This window comes from Mycoplasmoides gallisepticum (assembly GCF_900476085.1).
In the GTDB taxonomy this organism is placed as follows: Bacteria; Bacillota_I; Bacilli_A; order Mycoplasmatales; family Mycoplasmoidaceae; genus Mycoplasmoides; species Mycoplasmoides gallisepticum.
The window spans coordinates 518929-534994 of the sequence record NZ_LS991952.1; the positions used below are offsets into that span (position 1 = coordinate 518929).

Annotated in this window: 14 protein-coding genes; 1 reads left to right on the forward strand and 13 read right to left on the reverse strand. The window is 29.7% G+C overall.

What is annotated here, in order from left to right; all coding sequences use genetic code 4:
* Nucleotides 1–3: 3 nt before the first annotated feature.
* From dnaG to D2833_RS02235, 7 genes are read right to left on the reverse strand one after another with little or no spacing between them, the layout of a single operon-like run.
* Nucleotides 4–1992 (reverse strand): DNA primase, encoded by a 1989-nt coding sequence (gene dnaG, locus D2833_RS02205; RefSeq protein WP_011113636.1) that lies wholly within the window; start codon nucleotides 1990–1992, stop codon nucleotides 4–6.
* Complete coding sequence (locus D2833_RS02210; protein ID WP_011113637.1) at nucleotides 1985–3376, reverse strand: glycine--tRNA ligase; 1392 nt, start codon at nucleotides 3374–3376, stop codon at nucleotides 1985–1987. The genes dnaG and D2833_RS02210 overlap by 8 nt, the downstream gene beginning before the upstream one ends.
* A 7-nt stretch (nucleotides 3377–3383) precedes the next feature.
* Nucleotides 3384–4109: a DNA repair protein RecO gene (gene recO / locus D2833_RS02215; RefSeq protein WP_027333174.1), complete on the reverse strand. Its 726-nt coding sequence runs from the start codon at nucleotides 4107–4109 to the stop codon at nucleotides 3384–3386.
* The gene (gene era / locus D2833_RS02220) at nucleotides 4097–4999 is read right to left on the reverse strand and encodes a GTPase Era (protein ID WP_011113639.1); all 903 of its coding nucleotides are present in this window, start codon (nucleotides 4997–4999) and stop codon (nucleotides 4097–4099) included. The genes recO and era overlap by 13 nt, the downstream gene beginning before the upstream one ends.
* The gene (ybeY, locus tag D2833_RS02225) at nucleotides 4963–5457 is read right to left on the reverse strand and encodes an rRNA maturation RNase YbeY (protein WP_011113640.1); all 495 of its coding nucleotides are present in this window, start codon (nucleotides 5455–5457) and stop codon (nucleotides 4963–4965) included. Before ybeY ends, era begins: the two co-directional genes overlap by 37 nt.
* 8 nt (nucleotides 5458–5465) lie before the next feature.
* Nucleotides 5466–5891: a hypothetical protein gene (locus tag D2833_RS02230; RefSeq protein WP_011113641.1), complete on the reverse strand. Its 426-nt coding sequence runs from the start codon at nucleotides 5889–5891 to the stop codon at nucleotides 5466–5468.
* Nucleotides 5827–7824, reverse strand: coding sequence for a cysteine peptidase family C39 domain-containing protein (locus D2833_RS02235; RefSeq protein ID WP_011113642.1), 1998 nt, complete (start codon nucleotides 7822–7824; stop codon nucleotides 5827–5829). The genes D2833_RS02230 and D2833_RS02235 overlap by 65 nt, the downstream gene beginning before the upstream one ends.
* Nucleotides 7825–8191: 367 nt before the next feature.
* On the opposite strand from D2833_RS02235, the gene D2833_RS02240 reads away from it, so the two are divergent.
* Entirely contained in the window at nucleotides 8192–8737 is a 546-nt protein-coding gene (locus D2833_RS02240; RefSeq protein WP_011113643.1) for a hypothetical protein, read from the forward strand.
* Between the two features lie 414 nt (nucleotides 8738–9151).
* On the opposite strand, the gene D2833_RS02245 is transcribed toward D2833_RS02240, so the two are convergent.
* The 6 genes from D2833_RS02245 to scpA form a co-directional block, all read right to left on the reverse strand.
* A complete protein-coding gene (locus tag D2833_RS02245; RefSeq protein WP_011113644.1) occupies nucleotides 9152–10537 on the reverse strand; it encodes an FtsZ/tubulin family protein in 1386 nt (461 codons plus the stop codon).
* Nucleotides 10537–11826, reverse strand: a complete 1290-nt coding sequence (locus D2833_RS02250; protein WP_027333175.1) for a hypothetical protein — start codon at nucleotides 11824–11826, stop codon at nucleotides 10537–10539. Before D2833_RS02250 ends, D2833_RS02245 begins: the two co-directional genes overlap by 1 nt.
* A 3-nt stretch (nucleotides 11827–11829) precedes the next feature.
* On the reverse strand, nucleotides 11830–12771 hold the full coding sequence (gene rsmH / locus D2833_RS02255; RefSeq protein ID WP_011113646.1) for a 16S rRNA (cytosine(1402)-N(4))-methyltransferase RsmH: 942 nt from the start codon (nucleotides 12769–12771) through the stop codon (nucleotides 11830–11832).
* A complete protein-coding gene (gene mraZ / locus D2833_RS02260) occupies nucleotides 12758–13186 on the reverse strand; it encodes a division/cell wall cluster transcriptional repressor MraZ (protein ID WP_011113647.1) in 429 nt (142 codons plus the stop codon). Before mraZ ends, rsmH begins: the two co-directional genes overlap by 14 nt.
* 213 nt (nucleotides 13187–13399) lie before the next feature.
* Nucleotides 13400–14275 (reverse strand): SMC-Scp complex subunit ScpB, encoded by an 876-nt coding sequence (gene scpB / locus D2833_RS02265; RefSeq protein WP_011113648.1) that lies wholly within the window; start codon nucleotides 14273–14275, stop codon nucleotides 13400–13402.
* 9 nt (nucleotides 14276–14284) lie between these two features.
* Nucleotides 14285–16063: a segregation/condensation protein A gene (gene scpA / locus D2833_RS02270; RefSeq protein WP_027333176.1), complete on the reverse strand. Its 1779-nt coding sequence runs from the start codon at nucleotides 16061–16063 to the stop codon at nucleotides 14285–14287.
* Between the last annotated feature and the right edge of the window lie 3 nt (nucleotides 16064–16066).

Sequence of the window (16066 nt, forward strand, 5' to 3'; positions counted from 1 at the left end):
CAATTATTTTCTTTTTAATAACTCTTCTAAGATGTTGAGATTTTTAATCTGAGCTAACTTAAAGATCTCACCTTTTGCTAACCATTGAACGAGTTGTTCTTTAGTTTTTAAATCATATAGTTCTTTAAAACCATCGATCCCACTCGTACATGATTTTAAATAAGCATTTAACTCTTCTTCATTAACGAATTGATCATGGGCTAATGCAGCATACTTTGAATACTTAATATGAGATAATAACTCATTTTTCAACTTATGAAATAGATCCAAATTTAACCTGTTTTCAATATGTTTTTTCATCAAATAAACAGTATCATCAAACAATTTGAGCTTGATTTTATTGTAAATCCGATCATTTAAAGTATTTTGCTTAGCATTTAATAAATAAAGATCATTCACCTTTCTAAAGATTAGATCAGTAAAACCTTCAAGAAATCTTTTAGTAAAGTTGTAACAGAATAAGATCGCTTCTAACTGTTCATTGGTGGTTAAACTTTTCATCACTTGATTGGTTAGAGTGATCTGTAACATCGTATTAAATAAGTATCTTGTTGGTTTGTAAAGATTAATCTTACTTAAGATCTTCAATCTCACGTTTGATAGATCTTTGTAGGTGAGATATTTAAAACTAATTAAATAATAACGACAGATCTTGATTACTGCTTGGATAAAATTTCTTAACTGTTCAGTGATTCTTTTATCCAGATTGTAATCAATCAGTGTGGTGATATCAACCTGATCATCTTGTTCAGGTTTAATCTCATTTAGTTCTTGATACAGTTGGGTTGATAATTGTTTCTGATCATCATACTCAACGTTTTCTTGTTCTTTTTGGGTTGATAATTGCTTTTTAATCAACTCTTTAAGTTGATTTTCACCATCAGGTGAATGATAGATCTCATCAAGATCTTTTTGTTTAAGATCACTATAATCTAGTTGATAAAGATTATGAACTCTTTTTCTGGCTAATAACTTAATACATGTGATTGTGGCTTTTTTACCAGATTCATCATTATCTAAAGCTAATACGATCCTTTTAATTTGATTAAGTTTAGCTTTAATCAGTTCAATTTGTTGGTCAGTAAGCGCAGTACCCATGATTGCTACAGCATTCTTAATACCGATCTGATATAAAGCAATAACATCCATATATCCTTCACACAGATAAATGGTGGAATTATTCTCATCAAACTCTAATGAAGAATAATTATATAAGTTATGACCTTTGATGAAATAATCAGTTTCAGGGGTGTTTAGGTATTTAATTTCGTTATTTTCATCAATAGCTCTACCAGAAAAACCGACAACTTGCCCATCAGCATTTTTAATCGGAAAGATTACCCGGTTACTAAAATAACAAACGTTTTTTTCTGAAATGTATTTGATGTATCTAAGATTACTTAAGATGATCTGATCATCATAAGTTTTATTTAAATGTTTTTGATAAAAAACCTTTAAATCTTCCACTAATTTATTAAGTGAATAACTCTTGGGATGAAAGCCGATCTGGAAATTATTTAATAGTTCTTCATTGATCAACCCTCTTTTATTTAAGAACTCATTTAATTTGGGGTTGGTACTAAATTCTAGACGTAAGTTGCTATGAGCTCTTCAAGCTAAAAACTGATTTAACTTATAAAATTCTTGATCTGATTCATCAACAGCTTTTTGCTTATTAAAGTTTAATGAATAACCGATTGCAGCTAAATCGATCCCTTCAAGTTCTACGATCTTTTTAACTGCTTCAACAAAATTAAGGTTTTCTTTTTTTTGAACAAATTCAATCACCCCACCACTTTCATTACAACTAAAACACTTTCAAACCTGTTTAGTGTCATTAACACTAAAAGAAGGAGTGTTGTCATCGTGAAACGGACAAAGCGATTTATAATTTGATCCCTTTTTTTCTAGATCAAGATATTTTGAAATGATCGAAGATACACTGATCTTCTTACGTAAATATTTGGCTAATTGATTTAAATCATTACTCATGCAAATTATTTCTAATTCATTGCCTTAATTCAGAGATTGGTATTTTAATTTGTTCCATACTATCACGTTCTCTGATAGTGACAATACCTTTTTCTAAAGAATCAAAATCGTAAGTTAAACAGTATTTTGCACCGATTGCATCATATCTACGGTATCGTTTACCGATTGATCCAGCGCTATCAAAATCAAATCTTAAGTTTGCATCACTGATCTTTAATAAATCTAGATATAGTTGATAAGCTTGATCTTTTAGTTTATTAACTAATGGTAAGATTGCTAACTGATAAGGTGATAATGAAACGGGTAATCTTAAGACTTCTCTACTATCATTATCAGCTAATTGTTCGACATGATAATGAGCACAAAAAATCGCATATAAGATTCGTTCGATCCCTAAAGAAGGTTCAATCACATCAGGGATAATCTTAGTTTTTTCTATCTCATTATGATAATCAAGGGTTTTACCTGATTCATTTGAATGAGCAGTTAGATCAAAATTACCACGGTGAGCTAATCCCCATAATTCAGATCAGCCATGAGGAAAATTAAATTGGAAATCGATCGTTCGAGATGAATAGTGAGCTAATTCATCTTTAGCAATTTCATGACGCTTAATTAGTTGCTTATTAATTAATAGTTTATTAATTAAAAAATCTTCAATCTGGTTGATGTATCAATCAAACTTTTCTTTAACTAATTCAGGTTCTAGGAAATATTCAATCTCAAATTGTTCAAACTCTCTTGTTCTAAAGATGAAATTACCTGGGGTGATCTCATTTCTAAACGCTTTACCAATTTGTGCTACTCCAAACGGTAATTTCATTCTTTGCGTTCTAACAATATTCTTAAAGTTAATAAAGATCCCTTGAGCTGTTTCAGGTCTTAAATAAATTGTGTTAAGTGAATCCTCAACAACACCTTGAAACGTCTTAAACATCAGATTGAACTTTCTAATCTTAGTTCAATTAGTTGATTCACACTTCTTACATTCAACCTTCTTATCAACTAAGATCTGTTCTAAATAACTAGGGTCAGTATTTTCAGTGATCTTAATTGAATCATCATTCAATTCTTCAATTAACTTATCAGCTCGATAACGTGATTTACATTTTTTACAATCAACTAGTGGATCAGAAAAATTATCTAAATGACCTGATGCTTGTCACACTAAAGGATTTAAGATAATTGAGCTATCTAATAGTTTCATATCAGGTTGAGAAAACACGAAATGTTTTAACAACAACTGCTTAATATTATTTTTTAATAAAGCTCCTAAAGGCCCATAGTCCCATGAGTTGGCTAACCCATTATAAATCTCAGAAGACTGATAAACAAAGCCATAGTTCTTTAAGAAATTAACAATCTGATCTTGTTTTAATTCCATGATGCTATTATTTTAATTTAATTAAATAACTAAATACTGGTTCTAAATAAATGCCAGCATTATGATAAATTGCGCTGGCTAACCCCTTTATTAAAGATATATATTTTCTACTTTCTAAAGTAGAAACTTCATAGTCATTTTTATATATTAACCAAAAAATATTACGCATAAAGTTTTTGTCATACAAAAATTCATGTTGCTCATAAGCACACTTTTCACATAAGCCATACATCTTTTTAAATGATAAAGTGATTACTTGTTTACTATTACAGATCCCACAATTAAGTAGTTGGAAAGCAATCCCTTCAAGGTTGATGATATTTAATAAGATGTAGATAATAATCGTTTCGTCACTATATCTTTGCTTGATGACATAATTGATCACATCATCATAAAAGTTAAAAAAGTTATTTTCTAACTCACCACTTTTCTTATTCAAGTAGTAATGCATAATCACCATTGGTAAGGATTCACTAATCGTAGCGTCCTTAGTGTCAATCTCATGGATCTTTTTGAGTTTTGACAGTCGCTCAATTGAGCGCGCTTGAAAAAACTCAAAATCGTGTAATGATCCTAGTGTGATGTATCTCCCGTTTTTAGATAAGATCTTTTTACTGCCCACACTAATTAAACTAGTTAAGGTGTTATCATCAAATAAGATTTTGATAATCTGATCGTTCTCATTATGATCGAAGTGATCAATAATATAGCCTTTTTTGGTTATAGAACTCATTTTTTATGACCTAATGATTTTATTAAATAATCATCGTTACGTCATTCTTTTTCAACTTTAACAAAGAGTTTAAGATTAATCTTACAATCATAGATATTTAATAGTTCATTACGGGCTTGAGTACCAATCTTTTTGATCATCGATCCTTGTTTACCAATGATGATCTTTTTTTGAGATTCACGTTCAGTTACAATCGCACATTCGATATTAAACAACTTTTTTTCTTGATCATATTTCTTAGCTTCAATAATCACTGCTACTGAGTGAGGCACTTCTTGAAAAGTGTTGTTTAAGATTTTTTCACGGATAATTTCTTTAATTTCGAAATTATCTTTTTCATTTTCATCTAGTTCAGATTCTGGTAGTTGATAATTTTCATCTAATAGTTGTTCTAACCCTTCATCGATCTGATCATTTAAATGATCTGATAATAAATTAGCTTTGATCATTTTAACAACTTTAAACAATTCGTTGATTAATTGCTGTGCTTCATTAATGTGATCTTCATTTTTAATTAGGTCGATCTTTGAATAGATCACGATTAAATCGTTCATTTCGTATGATTTCATAATCTTTAACAGATTTATGAAATCATCAGTTGGTTTTTTGGTACTATCAACGATTAGAATACAAGCATGAGCATGTTTATAAGCTTGTTTAATCTCACTATTTAAAAATAAACTTAGCTTATTAAAGCTCTTATGAAATCCAGGGGTGTCTAATAATAAGTAATCGATCTTATCATGAACGATTTTGTGAGCAATAACATTTCTTGTTGTTTGATCATATTTTGATATGATCGCAACTTTGCTATTGGCAATCTTATTAATTAAGGTTGACTTTCCAACACTTGCTAACCCAGTAATGACAACAATTCCTGATTTTTTCATATCTTCTTTTTCGCTGTTTTAATCACCTTATTAACAATCTGTTCTTGAATCGTTAAAGTGACATATTCATAAGCATCGCTTTGTTCATGATCAAACTCTAATAGGTGCAATAATCCGTGAATAATCATTCTAATTAATAAGTATCAAAAATTAACATCATACTTAATTGCATCTTTAGCAATCTTTTTTGAACAAATAAAGATTTCACCTAGTAGTGGGGTTATGATTTCAGCATTTTCTCATAAACAAACACTAATTATATCAGCCACGTACTCTTTATTTCTTAATGAAGAGTTAAGTTGTAAACTTTGTTTTTCACTAACAAAACTAAGTTCGTAAAATAGATTATTTTTAACTTTAAAATGTGATGAAAAACACTGATTAATAATCTTTAATATCTCACTAAAATCTTCTTTGATACTTGGTGGAACTTTTTTTAAATCAAAATGATTAATCATATCGTTAATTATAGATTAATCCATTTTATTAGATGATGATACAACGGGCTTTTACCTAGATAAAAGCTAATCGTTCCCACATTCTGATCGATTGCTTGGTTAGATAATAAAATTGTTTGGTTTTTATTATTTTCTTCAATCATGAACTTAAGAGCGTTTGAGTTATTTTTATAATAGCCAATCAAGTATTTGGCTTTGTTGGTTTGAATAAATTTGGCTAACTGTGAATCTTGAGTGAGATTGACTTGAATTTTCTGATCTTGTTTGTGAAAAACATAACTTTCATAAAGGTTGATTCTCACAAGAAAGATGATCGCTAAAAAAGTAAGTAAAACAATAAACAAACTAATAATCGTGCTGTTAATAATCTTATTGGTATTCATGTAGGTTAATCTGTTTTTTAAAGTATTTACTAAAGCTATGATCATGTTCAATCATAATCGTTAGATTATTTTTGATGATCTGTTTAATCACGATCTGAAAAACTTGATGTTTGATCGCTTCATCGATGTTATTTAACACCTCATCTAGTAAGAACAATTTATTCCTAGAGTTATATGAATGTAAGAGTTTTAATACTTGATTTTGCCCTGAACTTAAATTGTATTTATCAGCATCAAAAAGTTTAAAATACTCGACAATTTCTAATAATTCAGGTCGTTTATTCTTCTTAAGAAATTCTATTAATCATTCATTACTAAGCTCTACATTACTTTTTTGATCTGATAGATAGATCACATTATTTAACAACCACTGATTAGAATATTTATTAATATCCATTTCATTAATAAAGATCTCACCAGAAGACAACAATTGGCGTTTAATAATCGATTTAATTAAAGTTGATTTACCACTAGCGTTTCTAGCAGATAGAAAAACTGGTTCATTGATCATTAAATTCAGATCATTAAAGATCGGTTTAGCGTCAAAAAATAAGTAAACATTTTTAAACTGAATCGATTTAATCTTTTTAGAGTAATTTATTAAAAATTGCGGTTCTTTTTGCAATAAAAGAATATTGTGAATATTAGTTTTAGCAATCCTGAATTCGTATGATTCATTAATAAATTTAATCAGCCCATCAATACTACTAATTAATAAACCTTGTAACGTACTCACATAGATTAAAGTTGCTAAATCAATTGTGTTTAAATTAAGGATTAACGCAATTCCAGAAACTAAGGTAATACACGTTATAAAATATTTGATTAGTTCAAAAATTGCATTACTAAAATTTGCACTTTGATTTATCTTCTTATTTAAATTGAGATTATCACTAAATACCTCTTTTACATCTTTGATTCATTGTTGATAAAAACTTTGGTGTTGAGTGTTAATAATAGTTTTGTGAAACTCATATAAATAGGTTTGTTGTTTAATCTGCAATTCTCTAGCTTTTTGTTTGTATCCCTTGAATCAAAATAAGTTTAGGACTAAATAAACTAATGAAACAAAGCTTTGAAATAAAGTAATAAAAAGAAAGAAGATGTGAATTCTATAAAGCAAGATTATTGCGACAACAACAATTAAGATGTTGTTAATGAAAGCTGCAATCTTTTTTATATAGAACTCTAAACAATTTAATAAAAAGTCATCGTATTTATAGATCTTTCCGATATCATCTTTAATCAACTTTATTGTTTTAGGCAAACTAAAGGTTGATAGTAACTGCGATCATCAGTATTGATACTGATTCTTAATTAATTGTTGTTGCCAAATACTTAATAATCCTGATCCAGTTAGATTAATTACTTTAATCAAGATAAAAGTAACAATGATAACCAAAATGTTATTAATTACCGAAGTATTGATCACATCATTAATTAGAATCTTGAATAAAAACGTCAGACCAATACTAGTTGCAGTGATCAATAATTCAATCAGTAAAAAGATAAAAATATATTTAAAACTAATTATTCTTGTAAAGCTAAATTTGGTGTCATAATCAGGTTTTGTATAGTTAAGATAATCTGGACTAACTTTAATAATAATGCCAGCAAAGCGTTCTTCAAATTCTTTATAAGTAATTATCTGGACATTATTACTACCTGGATCAAAAACTACAAAGCTTGAGTTTTTCTTTTTAACAATAACAAAATGATTAAAATCTTCAGCTTTTAATAAACACACCAAATACTTTTCGTTTAGTTTTAACAGTTCATCAAAACTAGCCTGATAAGATTCGCATAATAAATGATGTTTACTAGCAATATTTTCAAACTGGTTGATATTAATACCACTACTAGAAATATGTGTGTTAGCCTTGATTAAAAAATCATTTAAGTCGTGATCGAAATAATGGTTGTATAGCATTCTGATTACAGCAATGCCGCAATCATTATTTTCTGTTTGCTTAATTAATCTCACTATTATCTTCTATACATAAGAAGATATGTCTTTTTTGTTTAAAAGAAAGAAAAAAATAATTTTAGTTGTTGAACTCGAATTTAACTTCAACCAGAGATAGAATTATTTTTACGCTTCAAATATATGTATTCTCAAAAAATACATCATTTTTACCGTATATTTTGCATGATTTATTCATTTTATTTGTTAACAAATTTCTCACGAAACGATTCACTTTCAAAACCACCCTCACCTAAATTTTCTAACTTTTATTTATCTTAAAAATCCCTCTACCAAAAACTAAACAATCTCACTAGCCTTTTTAAATCTTCACTTAATTTGGTATAATTTTATGCGTTAAATATCAAAAAGGATTTATCTAATTCTTATGTCAAATAACGATTCTGAAATTTTAAAGAATAATAACGACAACAAACAAGTTTCAAACAACCAACCATCACAACGAGCTCAAAATCCAAGAGTAAATGAACTAAAGGATTTTTTAAACCGTTATAAACGCCGAGTTCATAAACCAATCATTGTGTTCTTTATTTTACACATAATAGCTTTCTTATTCCTAGTTATTACTGCAGCTCTTGTAAGTGTTGGCGTTGTTAAAGCTGGTTCATCTGATAGTGACTCAGGTGTTACTGAATCTTTCAATAGATCAGTAATCGCTGGTGGATCTTTATCTCTTGTAAGCTTTGTTTTATTTGGGATCATAAGTTTTGCTTTTGTGATCTTATTCATCATGGGAGCTTTTTATACAGCGAACAAAAAAGTTGACGGATTAATGGGTTCAATGATCTTATTCATCATTGCGATCTTCTTCCCATTCCTAGGATCAATTTTAGGACTAATTTCATCAATCTTAGCTAAGAAAAATATCGAAAGACAGATTGCTGAACTTGAAGGTAACGTATCAGCTTTATAATTAAACCAATTAACTAATTAATAAAACCCATTAACCTTAAATGTAGTTAATGGGTTTTTCTTTTTAATTAACCTATCACAAACAATTAAAAAACCCATCACTCTTAAGCAAGATTAATGGGTTTTAGTTTATTGATGACCTTTAATTAATTAAAGGTTTAACTTTGGCTTTAGTTCTGACACACAACTGATCAACAAAGTGTTGTTATATACATAAAAATATAGAAAAATAATAATAATTAAGAAAGAAAATACATATGACAATTGAGGAAACATGAATAAACAATAAAAAACCAAAATAGAAAAATTTTAATCATCAATTGTTAATGTCAGCTTAATTTTAACCAAAGTTTAACTACAAAAAGGAGATTAATTTATTTATAAAAGGAGAATAAAGGTAATGCGAAAAAAGAAATTATTCGTCTTGATCCAGTAGATTTAAGATACTACTGGTTTCAATCTTACCGTCAGCACGATTAGTATTCTTAAACGTGTTTTGGGTTTGATCTTGATTAATTGCGGCTAGTTTTTGTTCTAACAGTTTAGCTTGGTTTCACAGATAATCATCTGTTATCACATTTTTAATCTGTTGATCAGGGCGACTGATTAAATTATATGGATCGTATGCTAAAGTGTTATTAGCATGGATCAAACTACTAGTTTTTTTGCCAAGAATCGTAATGATATTATCATCGCCATCAACATACTTTGACCCAAACACAATATGGGCGTTTCTGTTAACCGAAGCTTTGATCTTAGCATTAAGCTCATCATACAACTTTCCGGGTAATTGTTTGCTGAGTTGATAGATGACAATCAACTGGTTAGCATCTAATCAATCATCACTTAATAGTTTTTGGGCTACTAAGTTTTCTTGGCTACTTGAGAGTTTAATCTCTTTCACCAAGAACTCATAGGCTAACTGATCCTTCTTTTGGAAAAAAGTGATCAGATCAGCATAATCTAGGTTGTAAATCGTTTGTTCATTAATTAAATTAACGATCGTTTTAATCGACAAACCTATATTATTGCTGATCTCTTGGTTGCGTTCAACAACAGATAGATAATTCAAGTTCTTATTAATATCATCCATTCTTAGTTGACTGATCGCATTAGCATCTTTTAATAGATCATATAAAGCATCAGTCGCTTTTTCATAACTTAAACTACCTTCAGTATTTGGTGGGATCACTACATATGCTAAGGTGATGATTTTTTTAGTGGCTGCTTTATTAATAATATAAGTTGAACCAGCACTACCAGTTCCCTTACCAAGTCCTGCAATCACAATACAGATATCACACTCATTTAAGATCTCATCTACTTCTTTGTCAAAGTATTGTGAGATCGCTAATCTAGCTTTTTGAACATCACCACCAGCACCATGACCATCCGTATAAGGTGAATCAATCAGATATCTAATTGCTTTAGAACGGTTTCTAGCTAACAGGTTTAGGTGTTTGGAATCAGTATTTAGTTGATAAAACATTAAGTTTTCACTAACTAAATCAGGATATTGTCTTAAGATATCTTCAACGATATTATTCCCAGCACCACCGATCCCGATTACTTTAATCTTGTAGTTCTTTTTATACTTACTAACAAAATACTCGATCCTTTCTTCTTCAGGTTGAGCTTGTGGTTCTACTAAAAATTCTTGATCATCAAAATAACCTAATCTAATCTGATTAGCAGCACGATCTTTCATCAACACTGCTTGCATCTCTTTTTGCAGTTTGATTAACTCTTCTTGCATCTCTTCTAGACTTTTTTCAGGTTTTTTATCTCTTTGATCAAACATTATTTAAAGCTTATCTTAGCTAGGATATTATTTAATTCTTTGTTGATTGAAAGCAACATTGCTTTCTTATCACTTTCATGATCATAGTTGTAATCATGTGGTGTGATTACATAGTTATCAATCTTATTGATTGAACTATCAACTTCATATTGTTTTTTGATCGCTCAATAAGCTTGCATATATGAACTCTTAGCACATGAAAGTTTAGGTGAATACAGTTTACTGATCTCTACATCATTCACTAGTTCACTTTCTTTATTTAATAGGTTATTAGCAATCGCACTATTGCGATTGGTATTAACAATAATCTGCTTAATCGTCTTTTTAAAATCACGCTTGATTAGTTCTAACTCTTTATTGATGTAATCAATAATCTGAACTAATTGCTTTTGAATACAACTATCAAGGTCTTGTTTTGATAGGTATTGATAACTTAAGAATTGCACGTTAGTTTTAATTAATAAGTTATATGAACTATCTTCATTAAGTGTTAATAAGTTGTTATTAAAGTACTGATCAACGATCGTGATCAGATCTTCGTTACGGTTTTTAGCATTTAACTTATTAACGACATTTTGTTTAATCTGATTAATCCCAAGATTAATCTTCTTATTAATAATGTATCTGTTATTTAGATAAACACCAATATTTGTATGATCATCTAAGATATCAACCATTAATGTGTCGGTAATATCTTTTAGTTGTTGACTAGTTTGATAGTTCAACTCTTGAGTTGAGATATTAGTTATTGTTAGATTTAATTGATCTAATAGCTCACTGATCTGTTTAACTAATGATGATTTAGTCGTATAAATTAAGATTACTGCATAATAGTTTTGATCAGCCACTAATTCTTCAACTGGTTTTTTAGTTGTTTCATCAAGGGTTTGATAAACTTGATAGTTGACTAATTGTTCAGTATTACCATGTGATTTTTGGTGATTTAAAACAAACTTTTTAATTTCATTATCAAACTGCTGCGCATTTAAATAATTAATAGCACCACTATTAATCTGTTTTGATTTAAGATCATTAATTAAAGCATCAAAATTAAGAATTACTTTTTGGATCACTAGTTTATGACGTTGTGTGATCTGATCAATTTGGTTTTGGATCTTTTCAAGTAATAATCTTTGATTAAGGATCTTAGTGTTGTCATATAAGTTATTGTTCTCAATACTTACTTGACGTAATAAATGCATTGATTGGTCGTTATGTGTTGATAGGACTAGATCAATCTTTTGTTTTGAGAGGTTTAGGGTGCAGTAAGTTTGTTTTAAATTGTACATACTTTAATTATTGATCTTTTCAAGGACGAATAGTTTGGCTGAACGTGAACGACGGTTAGTCTCAAGTTCACTTTGAGTTGGACTTAGCCCTTTATTAAAGTGGTTGTGATATTTTTTAAGTAATTCGTTATTAATTGGCAGATTGTTAAGTGATGATATTGAAGCTAGGTGTCGAAAAACCTTTTTAACGATCTTTTCTTCAAGTGAATGAAAGGTGATGATTGCGATCTTACCACCTTTATTTAGATAAGAAGGAAGATAACTTAAGAGTTTTTCTAAGACTTCTAATTCATTATTAACAGCAATTCTTAGAGCTTGGAAATATCTTCTTGCAGGATGTTTGTTTGCATACAGTTCAGCTTTATTTACATGTTTTTTAATTAGTTCAACAACTTCAAGAGTATTTAATTCTTTTTTCTCAAATGCTTTTTTAAGAGCAACTACAACCCGATAAGGATCTTTAATCTCACCATAGTTTTTCATGATCTTAACTAGTTCACTTACTGTTGAATTCTGGATCAGTTTTGTCGCATCAACTGCTTTATTTTGATCCATTCTCATATCTAGTCGACCTAATGAATGGTAACTAAATCCGCGATCAGCTTGATCTAGTTGATAACTCGACACGCCCAGATCAATTAAACAACCATCGATGTTATCAATCTGCATTAGTTGCAGATGTTTTTTTAGATTAACGAAGTTGTCATTAATTAAGCTCACATTATTAAATTCACTAAATAATTGATTACAATGTGCGATTGCTTTTAGATCTTGGTCAAACCCGATCAATCTAGCTTTTTGATCTAATATCTTAATAATGTTGTAACTATGACCGCCAAACCCAATCGTGAGATCTAAATAAATTCCATCCTTTGTTGTGATTAAGTTTTCAATCACTTCCTTTAATAAAACCGGATAGTGAATCTGATTATTAATGATCATCATCCATTGATTCAGCTAGCTCATTAAACTTATCAAAGTTAGCTTCATTAAACTGTTCATAAGCATTAATATCTCACAATTCAATGTGATCACCCATTCCGATGATTACAACTTCTTTACTAAGATTTGCCATCTTCTTAAAGTTTGCTGGAATCAAGATTCGGTTGGCACTATCGATCTCCACTGTTAGTGAGTTAGCAAATAATAAACGTTTGTAATTACGGTTTTGTTGTTTATTATTTGATTGACTTAAAAATTTATTTGCGTAGTTTTCAAACTCTTGATTAGTACGTAATTCTAAACAGCCATCTAAACCTCTAGATAGCACAACACTATCTTGAATTAAACTTCTTAATTTAGAAGGAATGCTTAATCTACCCTTAGGATCGATATTATGTTGATAGTTGCCAATAAACATCTGTATCTCACCTCCTATTTGTAGAACTATTACGTACTAATAATATTTTAAATCATTTTTTCCCACTTTGTCACACTTTTTAACACTTTTCAATTTAGGTATTGTTAAAACCCTTTATTTTAAAGGGTATTAGACAAGAATTTAAGTGCTTAAAAACAATAAAAAATGACCGAATTTCGGTCATTTTTTCTTATTTGTGGGTTATGGTGGGAACTATTCGTTCTCATCATAACGGTTCGAGTCAAAGAAGTCACCTTCTTGATAAGAATCGGGATCAAAATGCTTGATTTGAGGAAGATCATCAATTGATTCAATCCCAAACAGATCAAAGAATTTTTCTGAAACATTATATAAGAAAGGACGACCAGGAGTATCAGCACGACCAACTTCAACAATCAACCCTTTTTCTAATAAGTTATCAACCAAACTTAATGAGTCTACCCCTCTGATCTCATTAATTCTTACTCTGGTACACGGTTGATTGTAAGCAACGATTGCTAAAACTTCCATTAAACTCTTGTTTAGTGGGTTTTTAAACCGTTCAGAAACATAGCGTTGCATATCTTTTTTAACAGCTGCTTTAGTTAAGATCTTATACCGACCACCATAGTTTTTAATCGTTAAACCAAAGTTCAGGTTTTGATCATAACTGTAGATCATCTCTTCTAACTCTTTAAACAACTGATCTTGATGGATCTTAGGTAAGATCTTATTTAACTCTTGAAGCGTCATCCCATTTCTTCCAGCCACATACAATGCTGCTTGGATAATCGCTTTAGCTGATAACTCTTTTTGTTCATATGAATTTTTAGTTAGTTCACTTTGATCTAAATCATCAACGATCTCACTGGTTTTTTCAATTGCATCCCTAACTGATTCATAGAACTTATCATTATCTGATGTTTCAAAATCAACGATTGAACTACCAATGTCTTCAAACGTTGGTTTTTGTTTTTTAGTCATTAACTTATCAACTGCTTGAGAAAACTCTTTTTGTTCTTCAATCAGCTCTTGAGTTGATAGTGGTTTGACTTCAGTGTCCTTTTTTAAGTTAAATTTCTTAGTTATCTTTTTGATCTTTGTTTTCATAGCTAGTGATTATTCTTCTTTAATTAGATCTTGTTCTTGTTCATCATCTAGTTTTATTAAACCAGTATGTAAAGCTTCAAGTTCAGCTTGGGAATCATAGTCTTCTTGCTGATCATTAATCAGATCATCAAGTTGTTTGATAATCAGATCAGCTTCATATAAGATCTGTTTGGCACTTGGTTTTTTTGTCTTTAGATCGATGATCTGATTATTTTCATCAACAAGGTTTTGGGCTTTAGCTTTATTAAGTTTTTCTTGTTCATCAATCTTGCGTTGGTTAATTCTGATATTGATCTTTTCTTCAGGTGTAAGCTTTTGATACTGTTCACGAGAAACATAATATTCACCATATTTCTTTTTTAAATATTCTTCACGTTGTTTAAAAAAGCTTTGCTTACGTTCTTCTTGGATCTGTTTGATCGATTCTTTTAAGGCTTTTTCGTCTTCTTGTTGACGTTGAATCACTTCTTGGATTGATTCTTGACTATTAACAATCTTAGTTGGATCAACTAAACAAGCAGAGATTGATTCATCATCGTTTTTTTGATTTAGATCAATCTTTTGTTCACGTACTAAGATTAATAAGCAAACAAAGCTTGTAACAAAGTACCGTAAGTTTAATTTCTTGGGATCAATCTGTTCAAAGATCTTTTCTAGATCAATAAAACGATCATATTGATTATTTAATAATTTCTTGATAATTGATAAGATCTCATTTTTAACATCTTCGATCGATAACTCTTCGATCACGATCTTGTGTTCGGTGATCGTTTTAATCTTAAGTTTTTCAAAGACGCGTTCCATCGCCTTTTTTAACTTCTTGGGATTAACATAATCTGGTAACGGAGCTTCTAGTAGATCATTACTAGTTAATTTGAAAACATCCCAATCATCTTCTTCTTTAGCAAACAGTGAAAACCGTTCTAATTGCATCTTTTGTAATGATGGTAATAGTTCTGAATAACGTTTGTATTCAATGATTCGTTTAACAATCCGATCACGCTCATCATCATTATTAAGATCAATCTTGGTCTCATCTTCAAAGTTGGGAATTGATAGATCAGATTTAATTCTTAACAGCTCACAAGCCATATATAAATAATCTGATACTAGATCAAGATTGATCATATGCTTATTGATATAAGCAAAATACTGGTTGGTTAGTTCAAATAGATCTAATGCCATAATATCCATCTTCTTATCTTTAATCAGATGAAGTAAGAGATCAAATGGCCCACTGAAGTGCTTAAATGATAGGTTTAAGAAATCATCATTTAAGTTGATATTTAATTCTTCAATTAGATCTTCTGGTTTTTTGGTGTTTGGTTTACGTTCTCAATACTCAACAACAAATTGGTCGTATTCTTTAGTTTGCACCAAACTAAAGTCATCATAATTAAGATTAACAAAAAGATCACAACCATAATCAGCATTAAGTTTGGAGATCACTAATTGATCTGCATACTTAATCGCTTGTTCGATTGTTTTCTTACCCCCAATAATAAATAGATCAACAATACTAAAATCAATTAAGGCTTTTTTCAGATCTGAATATAAGAATAATTCATTCTTATTTTTTAATTCGCGCTGATGTTTTTTACTGATCACAATATTAGCTTGGTTAGCTAAGATCTTGTTCATAGCAAGATAGGTATTATACCCCATGATGATCGGGTGATTGGTGGTAGTTTGATGGAAATGGTTTAGTTCCTCATCGATCTTTCAAGGGATTTGGTTGTTCTTAGCAATTCCATGATTAAGATCTTCACATCAGATAAGTTTGATCATAAT